Below are 21,831 nucleotides of genomic sequence, written 5' to 3'. Positions count from 1 at the left end.
GTGGCCGTCCGCTACGACATGGCGGATGAGAAGGGCGAGACGCGGCGCCAGCGTAATGCTCGATTCGGTGCCAAGTCGCCCAACGCAGAGCCTCCGGAGCCAGCCCTTCACGTATGGGGCTGGTTCTGGGAGCTGTCAGGCCGGCGCCGCTCGGGCCCTGAGGCCCTTTCGTTTGCCGACGTGGGCGAATGGCAGCGCCTGACGGGCGTCCAAGTGCTCTCTGAAGAGGTGGCCTTGCTGATGGCCATGGACGACCAGTACCTGAAAGCGGTTCGCGAGGACCAGGCGGCGGCGCGCGAGCGCGCCGAACAAAGCAGCACCGGGAGATCATGAGTGGATATCGCCGAGCTTGGCTACAAAGTCGATAGTAGCGGTCTGGCAGAGGGAACCAAGGCCCTGGACGAAAATGCCGCGGCGGCCGATAAGGTCAGCGGTGCCACCGATCGCTTGGAGCGAGATTTCCAGTCGTTGTCGCGCACGGTTGAGCGGTCGTCCAGTGCCTTGGGTGATCGGCTGGGCGGGGCGCTCGACCGCATCGGCACCGGCACCGGCGCGGTCATCACCGAGCTGCAGACGCTGAATCAGACCAACGCGAGCATCCTGACCGCGCTGGGAGCGATGGAAGGAAAGCTGGCAAGCACTGCCAGCAACCTGCAGGCGGTGGGCTCGGCAGCCAGCACGACCGCTGTGGCGCAACAGCAGCTAGCGACCGCAAGCCAGCAACTCGACCGCGAGCTGGCGAGCCAGGATGCCCGTTTCAGGTCCGTCGCGCAGCAAGCGGTCCAGTACGCCGAATCGATGCGCGGGGCAAACGTGTCGGAGCGTGCATTGGCCGAGGCCGCACGCGACGCTGCCGCCGGCATCGATGTGAAAGCAAGGGCCATGGCAGCGGGAGGCACTGAGCAGCAGCGCATGGTCGCGCGCGTCAAAGCGCTGGAAGAGGCGGAGCTGCGGACCGCACAGCAGCAAAAGGAAGCCGCTCGAGCATCGCAGGCCCAGGAGCTGAACCTGCAGAAGCTGTTGGGGCAGATCAATCCAACGGTTGCCGCACTCAACAGGTTGGCCGACCAAGAGGAGCGGCTCGCCCGCGCGCGTGACCTCGGACTTCTCCGGCCGCAGGTGTGGCAGCAGTATCAGAATCAGATAGACCTGACCCGCGCCCGGTTGCTCGAGGCGTCCAACGGCGCAGGCAAGCTGACCGGAGGTTTTGGCAAGCTGAACCTCCAGGCGATCGAGACCCAGCAGTCGCTGGGCACCCTGATGCGAGCCCTGATGACGGGCAACTTTGCCCAGGCACAGGCGTCAATCACGAGCCTCACTGCGCGGTCAGGTGCCCTGTCAGCAATGTTCAGCGCGACGGGTGTCACCGTTGCAGGCTTCGCGCTCGGTCTGGGCGCACTTGTTGCGACAACCTACAGCGCTCAGAAGCAGATGGATGCTTACAACGGGGCGCTTTTGAAAACAGGCAACTCGGCAGGCCTGACCGCATCTGGGCTCAGTGCCGCGGCGGAGACGATTGGCCGGACCACGGGCCGTTATGAGCAGGCCCGAAAGGCCGTAGTTGCCCTCGTTGAAGAAGGCCGGGTAAGTGGTGACATGCTGGTTCGGGTGGCCACCACCGCAGCGGGCATCGCCGAAATGACTGGCCGCGAGGCCTCCGTCATCGCCAGGCAACTGGAGGCCGTTGCGAGAGAGCCGTCGAAGGCGCTGATTGAACTCGATGGGAACTACCACTTCCTGACAGCCGCGGTGCTGGAGCATACGAAGGCGCTTGAAGATCAGGGGCGAGAGTCAGAGGCGGCCACTTTCGCCATGACCGCTGCGATGGACGAGCTTGATCGCCGGACCGAGCAGGCTAAAGCGCAGACGCAGGCGCTGACCGGAGTGATCAGGTCGCTGAGGACGGAGTGGCAAGCTTTCACCGCAGACCTGCGGCAGCTCGCAAACCCTACGTTGGACATCAACATTGCGCAGATTCAACAGAAGCTGCAGTCCCTCCAGAACGGTTCCTTCGTCGGCCCCCGATATCTGATCCCGGGTGCCCGGGATCGAGACATTGCTGTACTGCAGGAGCAGCTGCGATTGCTGAACCAGCAGCGTAGCGAGCAACAGGAGCTCGCCTCCGGGGAAGCGCTTTGGAACCAGCTTCGAGAAGATGGTGTTGCGGCTTACTCACACATCAGCACCGTACTGGAAGGTGCGCGGACGCGCGCTGAAAAGCTTGAGGCGAGTACGCGCAGGTTGAAGGAGAGCTATGAAGCGCTGCGCGTGTCAAACCCGCAGTCGGACCTGCTCAAAGGCGTGATGTTCGGGGCCAACGGCAGCATCAGTGGCGGCAGCTTTGACGTCGCACTAGCGAAGCTGGCCAAGGACGCCGCAAAGGGTGAGCGGAAGACTGCACGCAACAGTGACGACTCTGCGGCTCAGACCATGCTGGCTACGGCACTGCGTCAGATCGAGGCCAACAAGCAGCTGGTGGAGACGGGCGTCAAAGTGACGGAGAGCGAGCGGCAGGCCATGGCGATCGAGCAGGCGTTGGCCAAGGGTAAGAACACCATGACGGCGTCCACGCGCGCACTGCTCACGGCGGCCAGGGAGGAACTGCTGGCATCGGGCCAGAAGGCGGCGGCCTACACCAAGGAAAAGGAAGCTGCCGAAGCGCTGGCGCGGCAGCAGGCGATTCTCGCGCAGGCGGGGGCAAACCGGGATCGAGCCAACGAGCTTGACGTCATGGGGATGGGGCGGGGCTCGGATGCAGTAGCGATGCTCCGCCGGCAGTTGGACATCCAGCGCGAATACCAGGATGAGCTTAAGCGACTGGGTAGCCGTGATGTCGCCAAGGAAAAAGAAACGTGGGACCTGCTTGCGGCTAATGCCGCTTCGTTCCGTGATTCCGAGCTGGCCAAGGAGCGCGCCTTCCAAGAAACGCGGCTCGCCATGCTGGGTGACTGGCGCGCTGGCGTGAATCGCGTGTGGGAGGACTATGTCTTCGCCGCCCGCAATGCGATGGACCAAGCCGGCGGGGTGATGAGCACTGCCCTGAGTGGCTGGGAAGATGCCTGGGTTCGGCTGGCTCAGACCGGGAAGCTTTCCTTCAGCGACATGGCGAACTCGATCATTGCCGATCTCGCGCGGATTGGCGCCCGCCAAGCATCCATGGGGCTGGTCAACGCGATTGCTGGCGCATGGGGTGGGTTCGGTGCTGCCGCTGGTGGCGCTGTCTCCAGCACCTATTCGGCACAGAGCTTCGGCAACAACACCGGCTGGCTCAACGGCGGGTTGAACTTCGGCGGGGGCCGCGCGAGCGGTGGGGCCGCCCGCCTTGGTTCCTTCTACCAGGTGGGCGAGGGTGGCCGTCCTGAGCTGTTCGAACAGAACGGCCGGCAGTACCTGATCCCGGGCGACAGTGGGCGCGTCATTCCCGCTGCGCCTGGCCGCCAAGCAAGCGGCAAAGCTGAAGCGGCGCGCGTCAACGTGACCATCAACAACGCCCCGGCCGGCACATCGGCCGAGGCCAGCGTTACGCAGGGAGCGAACGGGGAAATGAACATCGAGGTCATGCTGAAACAGGTCGACCAGTACATCGGCAGCAACATCGCATCCGGCACTGGTGCCACATACGCCGGGGCGAAAGCCCGTTTCGGTCTGCAGGAGGCGGTCTGATGCCTGCCTTCCCGTCTTACCCGGAAATCCTGTCCGAAACGGTTCGGGAGACATTCCCTCCTTCGATCGTACGCACCGATATGGAGCGAGGCCTGCCCAAGCAGCGCATCGAGAACACCAAGGTCCTCGCCAAGCTCTCGATGACGGTGCTGCTGGAGTCAGCGGCCGACGTTGAGGCTTTTGTGAGCTGGTACTTGGATGACCTCAAGCGCGTGGCGGAGTTCGACCTCACTCATCCCCGCACCGGCCAAGTAGTGAAAGCCCGGTTCGCTCCAGATGGTTTCGGCGAGGTCAAGTCGGAGATGAAGAGGTTTGGCCGCGCCACCTGCGCCCTAGAGCTGGAGTACCTGCGATGAGCACGTTCACCGCGCGGAAGCAACGCGTCACCGACACCAGCGGCACCCTGCTGTTTCTCTCCATCAGCGCAACGTCGCTGCCGGCGCCGCTGCGCATCGTCAACGACACGCAGGATTGGGTGAGCCAAGGTGTGGAGTACCTGGGGGTGCCCTTCAGCTTCAAGCTGCCCGAAGACACGCGGGGGCAGTCGCCGCGCGCGCAGCTGGTGCTGGACAACGTCGGGCGGGGCATCTCCGAGGATCTGGAAGCACTTGCGCCCAATGACCTGTTGATGGCCAGGCTCATGTTGTCGGACAGAGCGGATCCGAATGTCTACGAGCGCGACTACTACCTGCCTGTCACCAGCGTTTCAATCTCCGGCGCTACCGCATCTGCCCAGTGCGGCGTGGACTTCCTCATGCGGCAGCAGGCCGTGCGGTTGCGGGCCAACCCTTTCACCCTGCCGGGGATCTTCTGATGCGCGCGGCGGATGTTGAGGCGCTGGTTGGCGTGCCGTATTGCGAGAAAACTTGCGACTGCGCTGATTTCGTGGTGCTGGTGCAGCAGCAGCTATTTGGGCGCGCAGTACGCCTTCCCGGCGCACGGCCGCGGGGCGCGGCTGGCCAGGCTGCCATCGGCGACCTGTCGCGGCCGTATGCCACGGCCGCGGCCTCTCCGATGGACGGTGACCTGGTGCTGATGATCGAGCACGGCCAGAAGCGCGCAGGCCATGCCGGCGTCTTTTTCCGCCTGGCCCACGAGGGCTGGGTGCTGCATTCCAACGAAAAGAACGGCTGCAGCGTGCTGCACCGCGTCCGTGATCTGCCGGATTTCGGCTTGAGGATTGAGGGTTACTACAGATGGGTCTGATGAATGCCACCGCTCCGCTGATCATTACCCCGCACCCGGTGACGTTGGAGGGGCAGCGGACGCTGGCGGCCGAGCTGCAGGAAGGCGAGCGTCTGGGCGCGTTCCTGTCGCGCACGGTTCCGGATTACGACGGGGATCTGTGGGAAGTGCGCATCAACGGCGTGCTTGTGCCGCTGGAGGTGATGGACCGGGTGCGGCCGAAGGGCGGGACGGTGATCGAGGTCCGTGGTGTGGTGAAGAAGACCGCGCTGATGATCGTGGCCCTCGTGGCCCTCACCGTCTTCACCATGGGCGTCGGTACGGCCATGGTGGCTGCAGGCTACGGTGCCGTTGCCGCTGGCATGGCGCAGGCCGCCATCTACGCGGCAGGCGCACTGATCATCAACAAGGTGCTGGGCCCCAAGCGACCCAAGCCGAGCGCCAGCGATGCAGGTGCGGTCTACAGCCTGGGGGCTGCCCGCAACCAGCCTCGGCCCTATGAGCCGGTCGGTCTGCTGCTGGGCGGCCCGCTGCGAATCACGCCGGATGTCGCCAGCAATCCGTACAGCTGGTATGAGAGCGACGACCAATACATGGCCATGGTGCTGACCCCGGGCATCAACGTCGGGCGCGTAGAGGCGCTGTACAACGGCGATGCGCTGCTGTCGAGCTTCGAGGGTGTCACCGTATGGCACAACGGGTTCTCGCAGATGCCGGCCGAGGAAATCCCGCTGTACAGCAACGCCGACACGATTGCGGGCGGCGCGCTGGAGGCGGAGAAAGGCGAGCCCAGCCCTTGGGTACAGCGGACCAGCAGCGCGAGCACCATCCGCCTGAAGGTGGATGTGGACTTCATGCTGTTCGACACCACAAGCAAGGGCAAGCCGAAGGACAACCGGGAAACCATCGAGGTGCAGTACCGGGTTGCTGGGGCCAGCAACTGGATGTTCTTCGGTTCCTACCAGGTGGTGAGCCGCTCGCAGAAGCAGCAGCGCCGCAGCTACTCGTTGGACGTCCACGAAGGCCAGTACGAGGTGCGCGTTCGGATCGCTGGCCGCAACACCAACGGCAGCGGCGCCACAAGCGACTTCACCTGGTCCACCCTGACAAGCATCCAGAAGGACACCGCCGATTACGCGGGTCTGGCGCGGATCGGTATTCGCATCAAAGCGACTGGCCAGCTCAACGGGCAGCCAGATGAAATCCGCTGTGTCGCTCATTCGAACCCGGTGCAGGTATGGACGGAAGCGGGCTGGGTCACGCAGGAGACCAACAATCCCGGCGCGCTTATCCTGGCCTATGCCCGTGGCTTCCGTGATGAGAACGGGAAGCTGATCGCCGGCGTTGGGCTGGAGGACCCGCAGATCGACATTGAAGCGCTGAAAGGCTTCATGCTGTCCTGCGCGGCCGAGGGCTACACCTACGCACACCACATCAAGGATGTGCGCAACCACGACGATGTGCTCAACGCCGTGGCGCTGGCGGGCTTCGGGCAGATCACCTGGGCCGGCGGCCGCCTGTCGGTAGCATGGGCCGGCGCGGAGCAGCCTCTGTCGGGCGTGGTCAATATGGCCACGATCAAAAAGGGGCAGTTCCAAGTCGACTACACCTTGGCCAACGCGGCCGATGGCATTGAGTACAGCTATTTTGATGCTACCGACTGGACGACCAAGACCCTGCGCGTCGCGGCGCCGGGCGTGAGCACCATGCTCAACCCGGCCACGGTGCAGGGTGAGGGCATCACCAGCGAGGCACACGCAGCACGGATGGCGCGCTATCACCTGGCGCAGTCCCTGTACCAGTACAAGGACATCAGCTACAGCACCGATATCGAGCACCTGAGCTACCGACGCCTGTCGGTGCTGGCGCTGCAGCACGACCTGACCCAGTGGGGCTTCGGTGGGCGTCTGGTCGGGGTACTGGTCGACGGAGAGGCACCTTATCGGGACGTCCCTGTGCAGAAGGTGCGCATGGTGGACGGCAGGCCGGAGCAATTCATCGGTGTTGAGCGTGTAGCCGCCGACCCGACGGGAAAGACGATCACCCTGCAGCTGGATGAGCCGGTCCCGGCACCGGCGGCCGGCAACGCCTACATCGGCCTGCGCATCCCCGGCGAGCGGGTCTATCGCGTGTTCCGCGTGCAGCCTTTCACCGGCACCAGCGACACCCTGCGCCTGATCGAAGCGTGGCCTGCCGCCGCGCCGCTGCCCGGCGCCGCCGCAGCTAACCCGGCGCACGACACCATCTGGATCTACGACTTCAAGCAGACGCCCGGCTACCGCGTGCGCGTGACCGGCATCGAGCCGGAGAGCGACCTGAAGGGCGCCAAGGTGTCCGTAGTGCCCGAGCCCCCGGAGTTCTGGGACTACGTGCTGACCGGCCAGTATGTGCCGCCGGTGGACAGCAACCCGGGCCTGACCCGCCCGGTGGCCAGCGGCCTGAACGTGACGGAGCAGCAGGTTGTGCAGGGCGATACCGTCTTCACAGAGCTGACTGTCACCTTCGAGATCAGCGGCCCGGTCGGCAACGTGATCGTCCTGGCAGCAGGTAACGACGGCATCCTGACCGAGGTGGCTCAGACCAGCACCCGCACGGCCACTTGGCGGATCCGCCAGGCCGACCAGTACACCGTGGTGGTGCGCCCCTTCAGCCCGGCAGGGCGGATGGGCGTGTCGGCCTCGGCGACCTACGCCACTGCGGGCGCCGACGTTCCGCCGCGGCTGGTGGACTACTTCGAAGTGGACGAATTGCCGGGTGGTGTACGTATGTACACTTGGGGGTTCCTGAGCGAGACGATCCAATCGCCGGACTTCGCCGGGGTGGAGGTGCGGTACATGCTTGGCCAGGTGTCTGTGCCGGACTGGGAGGCCATGACGCCAATTGGCGAGGCCGGCTACCACACCGTTCCGTTCGAGGCTGTGGTGCCGAAGGCGGGGGACTGGACCTTCGCCTGCCGCTCCCGCAATACTTCCGGGGATCTTTCGACCGGCATGCGGGTGGTGGCCAAGGCGCTCGGCCAGAACCTGGGCGAGCAACTGCGGGAAACTTGGGAAGAGGCCGAGCGGGCGAATCAGCGCGTTGGCCAGGCGATTACCGACATGCTGGCCGGTGACCTGAAGGCGGCGAACGATGCGATCGCCGCTGCGCGTCAGTACACCGATGAAGAAGTTGGCCGGCTCAACAGCCTGCTTTCCGAGATCATGGATGCTCCTGACTGGGAATGGGAAACCGATTATCCGATCGGTTTCTATGTGAAGAGCGGCGGGAAGCTGTACGCGGCCCGTCAGACCCCGAATGTAAACCTGACGCCTCACGATCACCCGGAGCACTGGACCCTGATCGGCGAGTTTGCCTCGGTTGCCGACGCGTTCGCCGCCGTTATCAGTGCAGCTTTGCAGAACGCTTCGGACATCTCCGCGCAGTCCCAGCGCATCGACGCCGTGCTTGCAAGGATGCCCGCCGGCGACGAACGTGCAGCAGGCGTCGCGCAGGTGGCCTCGCAGGTGGATGCGCTGGTGGAGCAGGACAGGATCTTGGGGCAGCGGTTGGAGACAACCAGCGCCAGCCTTGCCGACAAGGCCAGCAATGCCCGGGTCGATTCCGTTGAGAAGGCGAGCATTGATAGTGCCCGCGTCAATGCTGAAGCTATCCAGACGGTAGAGGCGGCCTCGCGCCCCAATCCAAACCTGCTCGCGAATCCAGGCTTTGACCTCGGCACGGATGGCTGGTCGCTGCCTGCAGGTGCCTACGTAAATCGGGATAACACCTTCGGCAGCTACATGGTCCTGCCGCCGACAGCAGGCGGAACAGCAGCGTCGCAAGCGCTGCAACTGCCGTTCAACACGGGCGTCTACACCTTGTCTGCCGACATTTACGTCAACTCGCCGACTGGCACCAAGCGTATTGATATCGCAGCCCGTGACGCGTCGGGGAACATACTGGCCAGCGACACAGCGCTGGCTGACAACGCCAAGGGCGGTCAGTTCCAGCGTGTAGAGGTCCGCGTGGCCGTGCCGCCTGGCAGTGCAACTATTGCGGTACGCGCGATTGTAGAGGGGACAGACGCCAACAACTCCTTCCGGCGCTTCAAGCTCGAGTACGGCGGTACGGCCACCGCCTACACGGATGAGCAGACCCTCCGGGGCACAGCTGCGGCAACGTCATTGCTCCGAGCGGAGCTGGATGCGCAGGGCAACGCGCTGTCTCAGGCTATCACCCAGGTGCGCGCCGAGCAGGTGGGCTCGCCCAACCTGGTTCCGAACTCGATATTCGCTGGAGTAGGAGGGTGGACGCGCTTTGCAAACACCACAGGGCTGAACGTTACGACGGATTCCAGCAACGGGAACATTGGCGACGGCAACGTTTACACCCCAGGCAACACGACGAGCCTGCTGTTGCGGGTTCTTGGCAGGCCAGCGGTCAACACCTTCCTGCAGGTGGCGAACTCTGAGTTCATTGCTGTGCGTCAAGGTGAGCGACTTTTGCTGTCGGCATGGATCAACTGCTTCCGCTGCATCGCCAGAGTCATCATCTACGCTTACAACGGCAATGGCGCGCTGGTAGCCACGGCCAGCGCTGACCAAGCGTCGACGTTCGTAGGCAGCGCGACCTTCAACAACCTGCCGCGCCCAGTCGCCAGCTACGTGGTGAACGATGCAGCCATTGCGTACGTGCGGGCTGGCATTGAACTCGTGTCCACTGGGGAGGACAACCCTTACGTCTGGTACATCCGGCCGCTGCTGGAAAAGGTCCCGGCTGGCAAGACACTCCCGTCTGCTTGGTCCGAAGGGGCGGCTGGCCTGGATGCGAAATACGGCGCGGTAACGCAGTCGCTGTCTGTTCGCGCCACGCAACTGGAGAACGGTCAAACCCAGCTCATGGCCAAGGCCGGCGTGATGCTGGATGTCAATAAACGGGTGATTGGCTGGAGTGCCAACAACGACGGGGAGCGCGGCACCTTCGACGTCGTTGCCGACCGCTTCGCAATCACCGACCCCAACAACACCGGTAGCACGACGTTCGAGCAGGGACGCTGGATTACGCGCTCTGGTGGCTACATGCTTGCGCACGGAAAGCCGTTCGGCACGACGGGCGATCTGATGATGTGGCTGGGGATCGGATCTGATCCTGCTGCGGCAAGCAAAGCCAATGCGATGTTCTGGATCGACAACAGGGGCAACGGTTATTTCGGTGGATCCCTGCGTGCCGGCGCCATCAACAGCGGCGGGCAGTACAACCTCAACGAGAGCAACTGGAACAGCGCAACGTTCATGAGCGCGACCCATAAGGGCTCGCTGGGCCGCCCGAAGACGGTGATGCGCTGGGCGCGCCTGAGCTCGGGGATCATCTCCGGAGGCAATTCACCGCAGCCGGCGCGTACCGGGATACTGAGGCTTCGCCTTTGGCGCGGACCAACGCTGCTCTCTGAGCAAAACATCACTGCAACGTCCCAGAACGTCTACACGGCAGACGACAACACGACCCGGACCTACACCACGTGGGAATGGCCGCAGTTGTCTCTGACGGATACCAGCTCGGAAGCAGGCGACATCCCCTATCGGATGCAGATCGATGTCGTGGGTGGCAACTACTACGGCACGCCGGGCCAGGCTATTGGCGTCGAAGCCAACCTTGCCGTTCTGAGCATTGTCGAAAGCTGACCGGTGCCTGGCCTTGCCGGGCGCCTTAATCCCTTGGAGTAACAATGCCGCCGATCATCAGTGAATCACCCAGCAACACCATAGAGGCGCTGGCCACACGCATTGAGGTGCAGTGGGATTTCCGCACCAACGACGGCCCCGTGCTTTTCTTCTTCGATCGCGTGGACTGGGATCCGGCGACAAACCACGTATTCAGCCGCGAATACGACCGCACGCTGCGTCTGCAGATCGCGGACCTGCTGGACGGCGAGTACGCAATCACCGACCCGGTGACGGGCGAAGAGCTGCTGGAGCCGGGCTGGAAGCTCATGGCCCTGATCAAGGCCGCCACGGACCGCACATGGCTAAACGCATCAGTGCCGGCCATGTCCGTCGCTGTGCAGGAGCAGCCCAGTGTCGGGGCGGATCACGTGCGCGAACCTGTGACCCTACCGTAGGCCGCCGAGGGGGCTACGCTACTGGCTGAGTGGTGCAGGCCGACCTTTCCTCGGGATTGAATCAATGAACGAGGTGACTTCCCTCCTGAGTGCCAGGCTCGCAGGTCAGCCGTTTGTTCAGGCTGTCCTGCGAAAGTCCTCGAGGCGACTGCGGCTGATCGCTTGATGGTTCCCGCATTCAGGACAGGTCAGGGAGGCTGCGCCGTCGTGGTCTATTAGGCCAGAGGTCGGTATTGCACGAAATTGTATGCCGCACTGTAGGCAGCGTGCGTCGATCTTGGTGACCTGCAACAGGTGTCCGCGGTCCTGAATTCCTTCCACGCTAAGAAGATAAAAACTTCCAGTGTTTGGCATAACTGTCTCCCCCTGAAGTGACATCTTCCGATGTGATGCGGCATCATGACTCTGTCTGGCGATCCGCTCGCCAAAAGAAGGTGGCTCGATGACCATATTGAACGTCCTTCTATCCCCAGAGCGGTTGGTGGTTGTCGTTGACACCCTAGTCGAAGATGCGGAGTCAGGCGCTCCTTCCACAGGTGCCAAGGCCCTATTGCTTCCGCAGCACAACGTCGTGTTAGCCGCGCGTGGGTCTGCTAGGTTTTTACTACAGGTCTACCAGATAATCCTGCATGCTGGCTACAGGCCAGCCTTTAAGTTGGAGAGGGTCTTGGCGGAGTTGGGCCCGCTGATCGACAAGATCTGGCCAGCGTTCGAGGTTGCATCCTTGAAAGCCGGCGTGGATCCATCCCGCGTGGGAACTGAGCTCGTGCTGGGTGGGTGGTCTTCGGTCCAGGGCCGCATGCTTGCTACCGCATACGCCAAGAGCACGTCCATGCAGCCTTCGATAGTCCACCCCCTGGATGGTGGAATGGCCTCGCCGGGTGAGCCACTGAGGGGCCGGGCGGACAGTTTAGAGGCCGAGGACTTGCTGGAGGCCGGTCGCTTACAGGCTCTTTATCTGAACGCGCAAGAGGGACGACGGGTAGCCGGGGGCAGTTTGTTGATGGTAGATCTGACCGTTGGTCGCTCCGTAGTCAGCGACCTCGGTAAGCTATGACGCAAATCATTAGTCCCGGCTGGCAGCGCCATTGATCTGTTCCGTGATCACGCCAAGAGCCTGCTGTAGGGCGGCGTGGTACAGCGGGGGCCTGTCCTGCATCTCGGCATGATGATCGGCAACCTCGGGGAGTACGTGGGCCCAGAGCTCGGACAGCTCGGCGGGGTTGGGATGCCGGGCGATAAGGGTATGCATTCCGTACTCCAATGCCTTGATGTAGCCGCGAGACGCGTGGAGCTCCATCTCGCACTGCTCCAAGCGTTCCAGCATGCTGTCTAGGTTGGCCATGCACCCTCCTTCGAAGTGAGGACGAAGGATAGCTGGTGTGCGCCGAACATAGCGTATCGGTCCCTGAGACAGGCGGGGCCTATGCTCCGCTCATGACCGAGTACCGCCGCCACCCTGACCTCGCCGACAACTTCATCTGGCAGCCGCGGGGGCCTTACGACAAGCCCGACACCGCGCTGACCCTGCGTCAGTGCACCGACTTCAACAGCGGTCGGCACGGGGCGGAGCGGTGGGTGCTGCGACACGAGGCCGAGCTGCGCGCCAATGTGGCGAAGAAGCTCCAGTGGATCCGCGAGAAAGTATCGATGGCCACGCCCAGGAGCATCCACATGGCCATCATTGACCGGCGTATTGCGCCAAGGCGCGCCCTAGTGATCGGTAACGGCTTAACTTCGATTGGGGTGGAATGTTGCCGAAATTCCGCGGCAACTCTTTCTAACCTCTTCAATGATATCTTTGCGCGGCGTCCATCGATCGGATTGGAACGGATCGTCGGTCACCAAGTCGAATAGCCGGTCGACTTTGAACTGCGCTGCAGAGATACTCTGCTCGGAAACGCCAAAGCCTGAAAGGTTCGAGACTTTGATCCCAAGGTCCTCAAAGTAACCAATAATTCTACTTTCAGAAGACTGATCGCGACTGGAGTTTTTCCAATACGCGACGGAGTCTCTGCAAAGGCTCTCGACAGTATTATCAATAGCGTCGAGGCGGGATTCTAGGCGCACTGCTTTTCTATTAGCGGAGTTCGCAACACGTGTCGCGATATAGCCGCCAATACCTCCAGCGATTGCACCAGTTATTCCTGCCAAGGTTCCGTCCCAGACAGATCCCATAGATTACCTCTTCATTCTTTGAATCTTTGGGTTCGAAGGAATCGTTAAGTTCGAAGCCTTCAGGATATAATTCTGAATTCTCGCAGGATAGCGCATGGCGCCAGGGGACTTGGCGATCAAGGTGAGATGCGAGGCCAGATAATCCTTAGTAAAGCCACAGTAGCGGATCAGTCCTCCGAATGCCTCCTCTAAGAAAGAAGAGCCGAAGCCTTCCGTATCGTCAAGAACTACCTTCACGTGCTCGTACTGGCGCAAAGCTGGCGCGAGCAGATTGTCTCGAAAGACCTCGCCGCTATGGTCGCTATCTATTTTATGTCGGCCTGCCGGCACTCTGGAAAAGTCGCGGCTGATATCGATTACTTTCATTTCATTCTTGACCATAGTCTTCAATGACCCACTCGATAAACGTCCCTTCGAAGGGGATTGGGACCGAGGTCGACGTTTCGTCCTCGGTATCGTTCAACCGACTGTATTGGTAGTTAGCTCGATTCGTTATAACTCGGAGTTTTCCGTGCGAGTTATGCGATTCGACATAACCTTTGATATTTTCGCGTAAGCCCTTCCCTCTGTGTTCCTCGCCCGTCTGAGACCGATTTACATCATCCTTTGCGAAGGCAGCGCGAACGATGTGGGCATCGTCCTTCACCATACCAAGGGGTATGGCCTGCCTAACTGCCTCCCACCGGCCGCTTCTAGGTAGAGTCTTTGCAATGCCAACGCCATGGTCCACTACCATGACAGTCATCGTACGGCGCTCGGGATTGACAGATGCTGAAATCCACCATCGTTCCGGGCCTGAATCGCCTCGACGGGTCCGGTAGGCATGCTGTGTCACATTGGTCATAGCTTCTACGAGGCCTTCGTACAAAGCTTCTCTGTCTGCCACTGTTGGGCCAAGTGCCTCGATGCCTTTCCGGAGCTCAGCGGCAGGAGCTCCAGGGTTGCGACGACCCGTCAGGAATGAGACATAACGGTCCTCGCCGGCCAAGACGGGATCTTCGGGGATGTTGCGGCTGTTAAGTACCTCGAAAAATCCCATCTCCTTAAGACGGCGCCTAACGCTTGGCGTCCAGTAGGACACGTCGAATGCACGCAGCCACTGCGCTTTGGTTCGCTCGCGCCAGCGGTCACACTCCGCGACCAAGAGCAAAGCGGCAGCAGGAGAGATGTCCTTAACAACTTTGAGATCCACCATGATGTCACCACGCAGCTGCTGCGTGGCGAACCTAATGTCTTTAAGCAGAGAGATCGTGGCGTGGTAGTTCTCGTCGAGGTCCAAGCGGGGAGGGGGCGTAATGGTACGGACGCGTTTCCGAGTCGCCTGTTCCGGGTTCGGGTGGGGCCGCGCAGGCGCAACCGCTGCCAAGCGCGCATGAGCTGCAAGCCGCATCTCTGCTTGCCGATCCCGCCATGTCTTTCTAGCTCGCCGCTTACGGTCCCGCTTGGCGTCCAGCCGACGCCGCTTCCATGTGGCTGTCTTGTTCATCTTCCCCCCAGCATCCGAGGAATCATAAGACCCAGCGGTGCCGCAGTACAGTGGGACGCCCAAGTCGCGACTTTGGTGCCGAACTCAGGACATGGAATCTTGCAAATCTGCGGCGATAGCCTCCGGCGATGGATGTACCGGGCCTCCGCTGCGCTGATTTCGCAAGTCGTCCAAGTAATCGGCCCATTTCTGCATCATCCGCGTCCGCTCTCCCAAGTGGCTGGTCCTGTTGTAGGCCCGGCCATTGGGATCTTTGACCGCATGGGCCAACTGGTGCTCGATGATGTCCGGCCTGAAGCCGAGAGCCTCATCAAGCAGGGTCCGGGCCGTCGCACGGAAGCCGTGTCCGGTAGCTGTGTCCTTGTCGAACCCCATTGTTCTAAGCGCGGCCAGAACGGCCACCTCTGACATTGGGCGCCCCTTTTTACCGCGGCATGGGAAGACATATGTGTCTCTGCCGGTCAGCTGGTGCAGGTCTCGCAGGATGGCCACGGCTTGTTTGGCAAGGGGAACCACATGGGCCTGGCGCATCTTCATGCGCGATGCTGGAATGCTCCAGAGGCCGGCGTCTAGATCCACCTCCGACCACTCAGCCTGCCTCAATTCGCCCGGGCGGACGAACACCAGCGGGGCCAGCTTGAGGGCCGAGGCTACGACCATGGTGCCTGTGTACGAATGCAGGGCGCGCAGGAGGCCGCCGAAGGCGTATGGCTCAACGATTGCAGCGTGGTTCCTCTCCGGGGCCGGAGCAAGGGCCCCGCGAAGGTCAGCAACGGGGTTCCGATCCGCGCGGCCGGTGGCGATGGCATAGCGCATGATCTGGCCGCAGTTCTGCATGATGCGGTGGGCGGACTCAATCGCCCCACGTTCCTCGATCCTGCGTGCCACCCTCAGAAAGTCGGGCGCCAGCAGCTCGCTCACCGGTCGGCTCCCAATCCAGGGGAACACGTCGTTGACCATCCATGCGTTGACCTTGAGGGAGTAGGACGGCACCCAATCGCGCTTGGCCAACCACTCCCGAGCCACAGTTTCGAACGTGTTGGAGCCCAATTCAGCCTTGGCGAGCGCCGCGGCTTTTTTGTGCTGCGATGGGTCGACACCCCGGGCGAGAAGCTGACGCGCCTCTTCACGCCGCTGCCGAGCAAGGGCCAGTGAGACCTCTGGATAGACGCCAAGGGCCAGCCGCTTCTCTTTCCCGTCGAAACGGTACTTGAACCGCCACCATCGACTGTCCTTGGGCGATATCTCCAAGTAGAGGCCGCCGCCGTCAAAGATCTTCTGGGTGCGGCAGGACGCTTTGGTCCTGCGGATGGCCAGATCAGAGAGTGGGGGCATGTGATTCTTCGAAGAGGGCAGATGCCCCAGAATATGCCCCCACCGTCTCACGGCCTGCAACGCACTGCCACGAACCGATCCGGAAAGTAAAAAAGCCCGGAAACCCTTATGTATCGGGGGTTTCCGGGCTTCTCCGGTCTATGACGAACCGCGTATTGGTGGAGGTGGGCGGAATTGAACCGCCGTCCGAAGGCACTCCATCCCCAGCACTACATGCTTAGCTCACCGTTGAATCTCGTCCCGGAACAGCACGGTGTGCAAAGCGCATCCCGGAACCAGCCTGTTTTAGTCTAGTGCCGGACTGACAGGCAGCCGCCCAGCGCGATTCCATGATAATGACTCTACGCTGCGAGCATGGACACAAGCAGTTTCGAGGCTCCGCCTAAGTCGGCAGATGGTCACACACCGCAGTTTTTAGGCTGCGAGAGCGACCGGAGCGTAGTTGTCGTCGTTGGCAACTAGAGTTTTGCAGCTGGATTTACGAGGAAAGCTACCCCCTCGGCATGCGCCAAGCGACTTCACAACCCCCGTCGAAACCAATGCACCCCCGGTTTCTACAGCGTTGCAAGGTACAAGGCCGGGTCCCGGATAGCTGGACCTGACCTGCCTAACGAGGGTGATGCTACGGCAATTCACCTGAATAGTCACCCACGGAGAAGACGCGGTAGCGGGTGCAGGGAATGAACTGTTAACGTCATTCCGACCCTGCTGCGACGCCCCGGTGGCCAGCATGGTCACAGGTCTTCATGGAGAGTCGGGTGGAAGTATGTAACGGGCGCACCCTGCGTCAGCTGATCGGTCCGGTCGGATCGAATTACCTGCGCCGCGCGCTGCCGCCCACCTGGGTATGGGCAGTGCTTGCCCTGCTGCTGGCCTTGGCGCTGCACGGCACGCTGCCGGCGTTGGCGGCCACGGCGGTCATCGGCAGTGCGGTGGTGGTGCACTGGCCGCGGCGGGGGCTGCTGTGGCCGGGCCATTGGCGCATGCTTGGCCTGCTGGTGCTGGGGGTGGCCGCCTGGGTGCCTGAGCCCGATGCGCTCTCCGACTGGTTCGAGCATGGATTGTCGGTGGCGCTGCTGTCGCTATCGGCGGCCAGTGTGCTGGCCTACGTGCTGCAGGCGCGCCGGCTGGCGATGCGCCTGCTGGCCGCTGCCGACACGATGGATGAGCAGCGGCTGCTGCAGCTGTTGCCCGAGGAGGCGGCAGCGCACGCGCTGCGCTGGCGCGACGGTGACGACAGCCGGGCGCAGGAACTGGCCGTGGTGATGCACCTGGCGGTGATGCACGCGGCGTTGGCGCCGCACGTGCGCGGGGCAGGGCGGCGACATCGGGTGTGAGGCGTTGGGGCAGGGTATGGCCGAGCGGGGCAGGGCCCCGCTCTACGTCGCGAAGCGGCGTTGCAGGTAGATGCGCTGGTGCCCGGGCGGGCAGTCGTGCAGCCGGCCGAACTCCACATAGCCTTGGGCACGGTAAAACGCCTCGGCCTGCCAGTCGAACGTATCCAATGCGGCTCCGATGGCCCCCAGTTGCCGGGCCTGCGTCTCGGCGGCGACCAGCAGCTTGGCGCCGATGCCTTGACCGCGCAGATCGGGGTCGACCCACAGCACATGGATGTTCAGCCAGCTGGCGCAGACCTCGCCGAGCAGGCCGGCGCGCAGCTGGCCGTGCGCATCGCGCCAGACCAGGTGCACAGCGGTGTCATCGAAGGATAGCCCGGTAGCCTGCTGGTTGAACTGCAGCAGCCGCGCGCAGAGGGCCTGCACCTCATCAGCCGAGGCGGTGTGCAGGCCGGCAGGCATCAGGCGTCGCGGTTGCCGCGGCGCATCACGCGCTGCTTCTCGATCGCCCAGTCGCGGTCCTTGGCGGCATCGCGCTTGTCGTGGTTCTGCTTGCCCTTGGCCAGCGCGATCTCGAGCTTGATCTTGTTCTTGCTCCAGTACAGCGCGGTGGGCACCAGGGTGTAGCCGTCACGCTCGACGCGGCCGATCAGCTTGTCGATTTCGTGACGGTGCAGCAGCAGCTTGCGCTCGCGGCGGTCGTTGGCCACCACGTGGGTAGAGGCCTGGATCAACGGGGTGATCTGCGCGCCGATCAGATAGATCTCGCCATCCTTCACGTACGCATAGGCGTCGATGATGTTGCCGCGGCCCGCGCGGATCGATTTGACCTCCCAGCCCTGCAGGGCCAGGCCGGCTTCGTGGCGTTCCTCGAGGTGGTACTCGTGGCGTGCACGCTTGTTGAGCGCGATGGTTTTGTTGGCCGTCGCGTTCTTTGCTTTATCCTTGCCGGTGTTCTTGCTCATTTCCGTATTGTCTCCGATTCGGGCCCGCCCGGTCGATCACCTTCAGCAGTCCTTGTCATGCCTACCATCCGTCGTAGCGCGCTGGTGGAACATTCCGCCGCGCGCATGTTTGATCTGGTCAACGATGTAGCCGCCTATCCGCACCGGTTCCGCTGGTGTTCGGCCGCGCACGTCCTTGAACAAGGGGACACCCGTGTGGTGGCCCGTCTGGACCTGGGGTTGGGCTCGTTCTCGACCTGGTTCATGACCGAAAACACGCTCGAGCGTCCGCACAGCATTGATATGCGCCTGAAAGATGGGCCCTTCAAGCAGCTGCACGGACGCTGGGAGTTCCATACGCTGGCCGAAAACGCCTGCAAGGTGAGCCTGGCGCTGCAGTTCGAGCCGACCTCGCGGCTGCTGGGGCCGGCGCTGGCCATCGGCTTCCAGGGCCTGGCCGACCGCATGGTCAACGATTTCGTCCGCGTTGCCGACCAGCAGGCCTGAGCAGTGATCCGGGTGGAGGTGGTGCTGGCCTGGGCTGATCGCGTCAACGCGCGTGTGCTGGAACTGCCCGAGCCATCCACCGTGGCCGAGGCGGTGGCCGCTGCGGCGCTGCCCGGCAGCGAGCAGTGCGTGGCCTACGCCGTGCACGGCGTGGTCGCCCCGCCGCAGCAGGCGCTGCAGGAGGGTGACCGGGTGGAACTGCTGCGGCCATTGCTGGCCGACCCCAAGGACAACCGCCGGCGACGCGCGCGCGGCGGTTGACGGGCACGGGCCCTGCGCGCGGGAGCGGGCAGGGCAGGCGGGCTCAGCGACCGCCGTTCTTGTTCTTCGGCTTGGGCAGGTTGCGGCCGAACTGGCGGATGGTCTGGCGGGCCAGCTCCGCGTCATTGCCGGGGAAGTAATCACCTTCCCAGCGCGCCACGGCGTCGTTCTCGAAATACACCACGAAGTTCTTCACTTCGGTCTTGCCGAGGCGGTTCACGCGCTGGCTGGCGGTGTAGTCCCAGCGCTGGGCGTGGAAGGGGTCGGCGATGGAAGGCGTGCCGAGCAGGGCGTCGACCTGCTGGCGGCTCTGGCCGACCTGCAGTTTGGACACGCCCTCTTCCCGGATCAGGTTGCCCTGATAGATGGGTTGCTTATAGATGATGCCGCACCCGGTGGTGGACAGGGCGACGGCGGCGACCAGCAGAAGATTGCGCATCGGGAATGGCGGTTTGGGAAATCGAACCGATGATACACTCCCGGCGTGCCACCGCGACCCAATCCGAGGCAGCCGGCGCTAAATCGCCAATGAACGGAGCTTTATGGAAACCCACGACCTGCGCAAAGTCGGCCTGAAGGTGACCCATCCTCGGATGCGGATCCTGGCCCTGCTGGAGCGCACCCCGCAGCACCACATGACCGCCGAAGACATCTATCGCCAGCTGCTTGAGCACGGCGATGAGATCGGTCTGGCCACGGTTTACCGGGTGCTGACCCAGTTCGAGGCGGCCGGTCTGGTGCTCAAGCACAACTTCGAGGGCGGCCAGGCGGTGTACGAGCTGGACCGTGGCGGCCACCATGACCACATGGTGTGCGTGGATACCGGCAAGATCATCGAGTTTGAAAGCACCGAGATCGAGGAGCTGCAGCGCCGGATCGCCGCCGAGCACGGCTACGAGCTGGAAGAGCATTCGCTGGTGCTGTACGTGCGCAAGAAGCGCCGCTGAGCGCGGACGCACGTGCTGAAAGCTGAAAACCCGGGGATACCCGGGTTTTTTTGTGATGGGGCCTGGGTTCTGCCAGCGAAAGCGTGACGACCCGCGGTCGTCACCTACCGGTTGCGAGGGGCGCCAGCGCCCCGGCGCTCAGGCCTGCAGCAGCTTGCGGGCGGCAGCGCGCGCTTCCTTGCTGACTTCAACGCCGCCCAGCATGCGCGCCAGTTCTTCTTCGCGGGCGCGGGTGTCGAGCTTTTCCACGGCGCTCTGGGTCATGCCGTCCACCGGGGCCTTGCTCACGCGGTAATGGGCGTGGCCCTTGGAGGCGACCTGCGGCAGATGGGTCACGCACAGCACCTGGCGTTTCTCACCGAGGGCGCGCAGCTTCTGGCCGACAATGTCGGCCACAGCGCCGCCGATGCCCGAGTCCACTTCGTCGAACACCATCGTCGGTACGGCGTCCAGGTCCAGTGCGGCCACTTCGATGGCCAGCGAGATGCGTGACAGCTCACCGCCGGAAGCCACCTTGCGCAGCGGGCGCGGCGGCTGGCCGGCATTGGCCGCCACCAGGAATTCGACCCGCTCGGCACCCTGTGCGTCGGGCTGGCCGTCGCCATGCGGCTCCAGCTGGATCAGGAACTGGCCACCGCCCATGCCCAGCTCGGCAATCAGCCCGGTGGTGGTGGTGGACAGTTCGCTGGCCGCGCGCTGGCGGCTTTCGCTGAGCACCGCAGCCTGCGTGCGCCATGCCGCAGCGGCCTTTTCGATTTCGCCGGCCAGGCGCTGCAGGCGTTCGTCGGCGCCGCGCAGCTGCTCCACTTCGGCCTGCATGCGCTCGCGGTGCGGACCCAGCTCGGCCATCGCCACCCGGTGCTTGCGCGCCAGGTCGTGCAGGCGGCCTAGCCGACGCTCGTTCTCGGCGAACTGCTCGGGGTCGGCGTCCAGGTCGTCGCGCACCCGGTCCAGCAGGGCCAGCGCTTCATGCAGCTGGATGGCGGCACTGTCGATCAGCGCGTCCACCTCGCCCAGCCGCGGGTCATGCTCGGCCACCCGGCCCAGCTCGCCGCGGACCTGCTGCAGCAGGTCCAGTGCACCGCCGTCGTCGTCGCCGTTGAGGCGGCCACTGGCCACCTCGCAGGCGGTGAGCAGCGCGCTGGCATGGGCCTGGCGGCGGTGGCTGGCCTCCAGCGTGGCAATGGCCGCCGGTTCCAGGTCCTCGCGCTCCAGTTCGCGCAACTGGTGTTCCAGGAACCCGATGCGGTCGCTCACATCGCCCTGCTGGGAAAGCGCGTCAGCCTCGTCCACCAGCGCCTGCCAGGCGGCGGTGGCCTGGCGCACGCTGCGCCGCGCCTCGGCGTTGCCAGCGTAGGCATCGAGCAACGCCAACTGCGAGGGCCGTGCCAGCAGCGCCTGCTGTTCGTGCTGGCCGTGGATCTCCACCAGCAAACCGGCCAGCTCGGTCAGCTGGGTGAGGGTCACCGGACGGCCGTTGATGAAAGCGCGCGAGCCGCCGTCAGCACGGATCACCCGGCGCAGCTGGCATTGCTCCTCATCGTCGAGTTCGTTGTCGGCCAGCCAGCGGCGCGCGGCCTGCAGCTGCTCCAGCGCGAACTCGGCGGAAAGCTCGGCGCGGGGGGCGCCGTGGCGGACCACGCCGCTGTCGGCGCGCAGGCCGGACAGGAAGCCCAGCGCGTCGACCATCAGCGACTTGCCGGCGCCGGTCTCGCCTGAAACCACGGTCATGCCCGGCCCGAACTCCAGTTCGGTGGCGCGGACAACAGCGAAATCCTTGATGGATAGGTGTCTGAGCATCGGTAGGTCAGTCTCTCAAGCCGCGCAAAGCTAGCACGCAGGGCAGGTCGGTCCAATGACTTGCCAAGCATGGGGGCTGGCATTATCTAAT

General features: G+C 63.5%; 21 protein-coding genes and 1 other RNA gene. 13 read left to right on the top strand and 9 right to left on the bottom strand.

The features are described from left to right. The 8 genes from RZA67_RS09730 (at position 1) to RZA67_RS09695 (ending at position 12,002) form a co-directional block, all read left to right on the top strand. A complete protein-coding gene (locus RZA67_RS09730) occupies positions 1 to 333 on the top strand; it encodes a hypothetical protein (protein WP_317212556.1) in 333 nt (110 codons plus the stop codon). After that, positions 334 to 3,663: a phage tail length tape measure family protein gene (locus RZA67_RS09725; RefSeq protein WP_317212555.1), complete on the top strand. Its 3,330-nt coding sequence runs from the start codon at positions 334 to 336 to the stop codon at positions 3,661 to 3,663. Next, positions 3,663 to 4,019: a hypothetical protein gene (locus RZA67_RS09720; RefSeq protein ID WP_317212554.1), complete on the top strand. Its 357-nt coding sequence runs from the start codon at positions 3,663 to 3,665 to the stop codon at positions 4,017 to 4,019. The genes RZA67_RS09725 and RZA67_RS09720 overlap by 1 nt, the downstream gene beginning before the upstream one ends. Beyond that, the gene (locus RZA67_RS09715) at positions 4,016 to 4,477 is read left to right on the top strand and encodes a DUF1833 family protein (protein WP_317212553.1); all 462 of its coding nucleotides are present in this window, start codon (positions 4,016 to 4,018) and stop codon (positions 4,475 to 4,477) included. The genes RZA67_RS09720 and RZA67_RS09715 overlap by 4 nt, the downstream gene beginning before the upstream one ends. Continuing rightward, complete coding sequence (locus tag RZA67_RS09710; protein ID WP_317212552.1) at positions 4,477 to 4,869, top strand: peptidoglycan endopeptidase; 393 nt, start codon at positions 4,477 to 4,479, stop codon at positions 4,867 to 4,869. The genes RZA67_RS09715 and RZA67_RS09710 overlap by 1 nt, the downstream gene beginning before the upstream one ends. Next, a complete protein-coding gene (locus RZA67_RS09705) occupies positions 4,869 to 10,508 on the top strand; it encodes a host specificity factor TipJ family phage tail protein (RefSeq protein ID WP_317212551.1) in 5,640 nt (1,879 codons plus the stop codon). Before RZA67_RS09710 ends, RZA67_RS09705 begins: the two co-directional genes overlap by 1 nt. A gap of 44 nt (positions 10,509 to 10,552) precedes the next feature. Then, positions 10,553 to 10,945 carry a hypothetical protein gene (locus RZA67_RS09700; RefSeq protein WP_317212550.1) on the top strand — a complete coding sequence of 131 codons (393 nt, stop codon included), beginning with the start codon at positions 10,553 to 10,555 and terminating at the stop codon, positions 10,943 to 10,945. Positions 10,946 to 11,387: 442 nt separating this feature from the next. After that, positions 11,388 to 12,002 carry a hypothetical protein gene (locus tag RZA67_RS09695; RefSeq protein WP_317212549.1) on the top strand — a complete coding sequence of 205 codons (615 nt, stop codon included), beginning with the start codon at positions 11,388 to 11,390 and terminating at the stop codon, positions 12,000 to 12,002. Between the two features lie 9 nt (positions 12,003 to 12,011). Here the strand turns inward: RZA67_RS09695 and RZA67_RS09690 are convergent, their stop codons facing one another. After that, the gene (locus RZA67_RS09690; RefSeq protein ID WP_317212548.1) at positions 12,012 to 12,290 is read right to left on the bottom strand and encodes a hypothetical protein; all 279 of its coding nucleotides are present in this window, start codon (positions 12,288 to 12,290) and stop codon (positions 12,012 to 12,014) included. A 92-nt stretch (positions 12,291 to 12,382) separates the two neighbouring features. Between RZA67_RS09690 and RZA67_RS09685 the strand changes: the two genes are divergently transcribed. Continuing rightward, positions 12,383 to 12,802 (top strand): hypothetical protein, encoded by a 420-nt coding sequence (locus RZA67_RS09685; protein ID WP_317212547.1) that lies wholly within the window; start codon positions 12,383 to 12,385, stop codon positions 12,800 to 12,802. 324 nt (positions 12,803 to 13,126) lie between these two features. On the opposite strand, the gene RZA67_RS09680 is transcribed toward RZA67_RS09685, so the two are convergent. The 4 genes from RZA67_RS09680 to ssrA form a co-directional block, all read right to left on the bottom strand. Continuing rightward, complete coding sequence (locus RZA67_RS09680) at positions 13,127 to 13,489, bottom strand: STAS-like domain-containing protein (RefSeq protein WP_317212546.1); 363 nt, start codon at positions 13,487 to 13,489, stop codon at positions 13,127 to 13,129. A gap of 1 nt (position 13,490) precedes the next feature. After that, positions 13,491 to 14,402 (bottom strand): hypothetical protein, encoded by a 912-nt coding sequence (locus RZA67_RS09675; protein WP_317212545.1) that lies wholly within the window; start codon positions 14,400 to 14,402, stop codon positions 13,491 to 13,493. 291 nt (positions 14,403 to 14,693) lie between these two features. Next, the gene (locus RZA67_RS09670; RefSeq protein WP_317212544.1) at positions 14,694 to 15,944 is read right to left on the bottom strand and encodes an integrase arm-type DNA-binding domain-containing protein; all 1,251 of its coding nucleotides are present in this window, start codon (positions 15,942 to 15,944) and stop codon (positions 14,694 to 14,696) included. Positions 15,945 to 16,100: 156 nt separating this feature from the next. Beyond that, positions 16,101 to 16,493, bottom strand: a transfer-messenger RNA (tmRNA) gene (gene ssrA / locus RZA67_RS09665). 209 nt (positions 16,494 to 16,702) lie between these two features. Here ssrA and RZA67_RS09660 point away from each other — a divergent pair. Further along, the gene (locus RZA67_RS09660; RefSeq protein WP_317212543.1) at positions 16,703 to 17,281 is read left to right on the top strand and encodes a hypothetical protein; all 579 of its coding nucleotides are present in this window, start codon (positions 16,703 to 16,705) and stop codon (positions 17,279 to 17,281) included. Between the two features lie 42 nt (positions 17,282 to 17,323). Here RZA67_RS09660 and RZA67_RS09655 read toward each other — a convergent pair whose 3' ends face one another. After that, positions 17,324 to 17,743 (bottom strand): GNAT family N-acetyltransferase, encoded by a 420-nt coding sequence (locus RZA67_RS09655; protein ID WP_317212542.1) that lies wholly within the window; start codon positions 17,741 to 17,743, stop codon positions 17,324 to 17,326. Continuing rightward, positions 17,743 to 18,246, bottom strand: a complete 504-nt coding sequence (gene smpB, locus RZA67_RS09650) for an SsrA-binding protein SmpB (protein ID WP_317212541.1) — start codon at positions 18,244 to 18,246, stop codon at positions 17,743 to 17,745. Before smpB ends, RZA67_RS09655 begins: the two co-directional genes overlap by 1 nt. A gap of 57 nt (positions 18,247 to 18,303) precedes the next feature. On the opposite strand from smpB, the gene RZA67_RS09645 reads away from it, so the two are divergent. Beyond that, a complete protein-coding gene (locus tag RZA67_RS09645) occupies positions 18,304 to 18,732 on the top strand; it encodes a type II toxin-antitoxin system RatA family toxin (RefSeq protein ID WP_317212540.1) in 429 nt (142 codons plus the stop codon). A gap of 3 nt (positions 18,733 to 18,735) precedes the next feature. After that, positions 18,736 to 18,993: an RnfH family protein gene (locus RZA67_RS09640; protein WP_317212539.1), complete on the top strand. Its 258-nt coding sequence runs from the start codon at positions 18,736 to 18,738 to the stop codon at positions 18,991 to 18,993. A gap of 43 nt (positions 18,994 to 19,036) precedes the next feature. On the opposite strand, the gene bamE is transcribed toward RZA67_RS09640, so the two are convergent. Beyond that, positions 19,037 to 19,432 (bottom strand): outer membrane protein assembly factor BamE, encoded by a 396-nt coding sequence (gene bamE, locus RZA67_RS09635; protein WP_317212538.1) that lies wholly within the window; start codon positions 19,430 to 19,432, stop codon positions 19,037 to 19,039. Between the two features lie 103 nt (positions 19,433 to 19,535). Between bamE and fur the strand changes: the two genes are divergently transcribed. Beyond that, on the top strand, positions 19,536 to 19,940 hold the full coding sequence (gene fur, locus RZA67_RS09630) for a ferric iron uptake transcriptional regulator (protein ID WP_317212537.1): 405 nt from the start codon (positions 19,536 to 19,538) through the stop codon (positions 19,938 to 19,940). A gap of 138 nt (positions 19,941 to 20,078) precedes the next feature. Here fur and recN read toward each other — a convergent pair whose 3' ends face one another. After that, positions 20,079 to 21,740, bottom strand: coding sequence for a DNA repair protein RecN (recN, locus tag RZA67_RS09625; protein WP_317212536.1), 1,662 nt, complete (start codon positions 21,738 to 21,740; stop codon positions 20,079 to 20,081). Positions 21,741 to 21,831: the final 91 nt, after the last annotated feature.

This window comes from Stenotrophomonas sp. C3(2023), from assembly GCF_032911385.1.
GTDB lineage: Bacteria > Pseudomonadota > Gammaproteobacteria > Xanthomonadales > Xanthomonadaceae > Stenotrophomonas.
This window is presented reverse-complemented; position numbering and strand designations above follow the sequence as displayed.

Excerpts from the sequence above, each read along its gene's own strand:
- RZA67_RS09695 (WP_317212549.1), top strand. The coding sequence starts at position 11,388 with ATGACCATATTGAACGTCCTTCTATCCCCAGAGCGGTTGGTGGTTGTC.
- bamE (WP_317212538.1), bottom strand. The coding sequence starts at position 19,432 with ATGCGCAATCTTCTGCTGGTCGCCGCCGTCGCCCTGTCCACCACCGGG.
- RZA67_RS09700 (WP_317212550.1), top strand. The coding sequence starts at position 10,553 with ATGCCGCCGATCATCAGTGAATCACCCAGCAACACCATAGAGGCGCTG.
- RZA67_RS09680 (WP_317212546.1), bottom strand. The coding sequence starts at position 13,489 with ATGAAAGTAATCGATATCAGCCGCGACTTTTCCAGAGTGCCGGCAGGC.
- RZA67_RS09670 (WP_317212544.1), bottom strand. The coding sequence starts at position 15,944 with ATGCCCCCACTCTCTGATCTGGCCATCCGCAGGACCAAAGCGTCCTGC.
- RZA67_RS09690 (WP_317212548.1), bottom strand. The coding sequence starts at position 12,290 with ATGGCCAACCTAGACAGCATGCTGGAACGCTTGGAGCAGTGCGAGATG.
- RZA67_RS09685 (WP_317212547.1), top strand. The coding sequence starts at position 12,383 with ATGACCGAGTACCGCCGCCACCCTGACCTCGCCGACAACTTCATCTGG.
- RZA67_RS09645 (WP_317212540.1), top strand. The coding sequence starts at position 18,304 with ATGCCTACCATCCGTCGTAGCGCGCTGGTGGAACATTCCGCCGCGCGC.
- RZA67_RS09710 (WP_317212552.1), top strand. The coding sequence starts at position 4,477 with ATGCGCGCGGCGGATGTTGAGGCGCTGGTTGGCGTGCCGTATTGCGAG.
- recN (WP_317212536.1), bottom strand. The coding sequence starts at position 21,740 with ATGCTCAGACACCTATCCATCAAGGATTTCGCTGTTGTCCGCGCCACC.
- RZA67_RS09705 (WP_317212551.1), top strand. The coding sequence starts at position 4,869 with ATGAATGCCACCGCTCCGCTGATCATTACCCCGCACCCGGTGACGTTG.
- RZA67_RS09720 (WP_317212554.1), top strand. The coding sequence starts at position 3,663 with ATGCCTGCCTTCCCGTCTTACCCGGAAATCCTGTCCGAAACGGTTCGG.
- smpB (WP_317212541.1), bottom strand. The coding sequence starts at position 18,246 with ATGAGCAAGAACACCGGCAAGGATAAAGCAAAGAACGCGACGGCCAAC.
- RZA67_RS09655 (WP_317212542.1), bottom strand. The coding sequence starts at position 17,743 with ATGCCTGCCGGCCTGCACACCGCCTCGGCTGATGAGGTGCAGGCCCTC.
- RZA67_RS09715 (WP_317212553.1), top strand. The coding sequence starts at position 4,016 with ATGAGCACGTTCACCGCGCGGAAGCAACGCGTCACCGACACCAGCGGC.
- fur (WP_317212537.1), top strand. The coding sequence starts at position 19,536 with ATGGAAACCCACGACCTGCGCAAAGTCGGCCTGAAGGTGACCCATCCT.